This is a genomic window from Komagataeibacter intermedius TF2, assembly GCF_000964425.1.
Classification (GTDB): domain Bacteria; phylum Pseudomonadota; class Alphaproteobacteria; order Acetobacterales; family Acetobacteraceae; genus Komagataeibacter; species Komagataeibacter intermedius.
This window is the reverse complement of record NZ_BANF01000310.1, coordinates 1-1,834: the sequence shown is the minus strand read 5'-3', so window position 1 is coordinate 1,834 and position 1,834 is coordinate 1. Positions and strand designations below refer to the sequence as shown.

Annotated in this window: 2 protein-coding genes and 1 pseudogene; 2 read left to right on the top strand and 1 reads right to left on the bottom strand. The window is 61.2% G+C overall.

The features are described 5' to 3' along the window. Positions 1 to 92: 92 nt before the first annotated feature. Positions 93 to 632 (bottom strand): annotated as a pseudogene (locus B7449_RS17240) (type IV secretory system conjugative DNA transfer family protein); the annotation flags it as partial. Between the two features lie 188 nt (positions 633 to 820). Here B7449_RS17240 and B7449_RS17235 point away from each other — a divergent pair. Continuing rightward, a complete protein-coding gene (locus B7449_RS17235) occupies positions 821 to 1,072 on the top strand; it encodes a type II toxin-antitoxin system Phd/YefM family antitoxin (RefSeq protein WP_012222748.1) in 252 nt (83 codons plus the stop codon). Between the two features lie 9 nt (positions 1,073 to 1,081). Continuing rightward, positions 1,082 to 1,513: a hypothetical protein gene (locus B7449_RS17230; RefSeq protein WP_039732537.1), complete on the top strand. Its 432-nt coding sequence runs from the start codon at positions 1,082 to 1,084 to the stop codon at positions 1,511 to 1,513. The last annotated feature ends 321 nt before the right edge of the window (positions 1,514 to 1,834 follow it).

The following is a 1,834-nucleotide window of genomic DNA, read 5'->3' as shown; positions in this document are numbered from 1 at the left end:
TGAAGGCCATCGTGAACCCGTTTCTCAGAAAGGGGTCGTTTTTGACTGCCTGTCCCCCTTCCGAAGGGGTCACTTTTCCATGCCGCTTAACAGTCATGGATAATGGCCGAACCCGGCCAGGTCAGGAGTGTGGGGACCACCATGCCCACGCCCTTGCCGGTGCGCGTCGGCGCGAAAGTCAGGACGTGCTCGGGACCGTCATGTCGGAGATAGGCCCGGCGGTATTTGCCCAGCACCACGCCATCCTCGCCCAGCAGTCCGGCCGCGCGGATTTCCGCGTCCTCGGCCCAGCGGGCGGAGCCATAGGTCGCGGCCCGCTTCGCCTCACGGGCGCGGTGGACGGACAGCGCCACGGCCGCTGCAAAAGCCAGCACCCCGCCGGAACCCGCGATCCAGGCGCCGTGTGCGAACACCGCCGGGGCGTAGGCGTCGAACTCGTACCACCACCAGAAGAACAGCGGCGGGGCATAAACCGGCCAGCGATGCAGGACCGTGAACCACGGTTGACCGAGTTCCGGCTGGAACGCCAGTTCCCAGGCCGTCCATTGTGTCGCCGTCCACCAGGACAGCACGATCATGGACAGGACCACGAGTGCCTGTCCCCACTGGATACGTGTTCCCGACTGGTCCATCGAGTCCTCCCCTCGTTATGGGAGACAGCGAAGAACCGGGATTTTCCGGCATGCAAGCATGATCCGGCACCCATCGTACCAGAGCGGGCAGGAGAGAAGAAATACTTGCGCGTTGCGGACTCTGACCTTGCACGTCCGACCAGGAATCCGTATCTTACGGAAGATAGATAAAAAGGAAGGGTGATTCCATGTCCACGACCGTGACCTCATCCGACGTGCAGAAAAATTTCGGCGCCTATCATGACCGTGCGCTCACCGAACCGGTGAAGGTCACGAAGTATGGTCGGGAGACGGTTTATATCGTCTCGGCCCAGACCTTTCACGCATTGAAACAGGCCCAGCGCGAAGCCATCGCCGCGACCGATCTCAACGATCATGAGATTGCGCTGATCGAAGCTGCGGAGATCCCCGAGGAACACCGCTACACTGTCGGTCAGTAAGCGCGCATCGTGCCCATTCCCGAACCGACGCCTGGCCTGGTCATCTCGTATTCCTATCTCTGGCATGACCAGCACCGCGCTGGCGCCGAGGAAGGCCGGAAAGCCCGGCCCTGTGCCATTGTGGTTGCTGCCGCCGATGCTGACGGCGACTGTCAGGTTTATGTCGTGCCGATCACCCATTCCCAACCGGACGACCCACATGCGGTGGCACTCCCGGCAAACGTCAAACGACGCCTTGGTCTGGATGACGAGCCATCCTGGATCATAACCGCCGAACTCAACCGCTTCGTGTGGCCGGTCTATGATCTGCGGCCCATCTCACGCAACCAACCCGACTGTTTTGCCTGGGGCTTCCTGCCGGTGGACATATTCGCGGCAGTCAAGCGCGGGATCGTCGCCCACCAGAAGGGCCGGAGCCTGCGGCAGACCCCACGAGAATAATCATCTGGGGATTACGATTTACGTGTCAGGACACTCGGCGGCAGTTTCGGGCGCATCATCGTGCGCCGGTCCAGCACAGGCCCGTCGGTCACAAAGGTGCCATCGCCAATGCCATGCAGGGCTGACCTCCCCTTGCTATGCGGGTCGGCATGCGCAGCGACCCCTTCAAGAATGACGATGCCATACGGCTCGATGATGTCGACGACACGGCATTCGATATTCGCGAGACTGTTAAGCGGCATGAAAAAGTGACCCCTTCGGAAGGGGGACAGGCAGCCAAAAACGACCCCTTTCTGAGAAACGGGTTCACGATGGCCTTCA

What these genes read in the sequence shown, in the direction of transcription:
- B7449_RS17235 (WP_012222748.1), top strand. Translation starts at nt 821, where the DNA reads ATGTCCACGACCGTGACCTCATCCGACGTGCAGAAAAATTTCGGCGCC.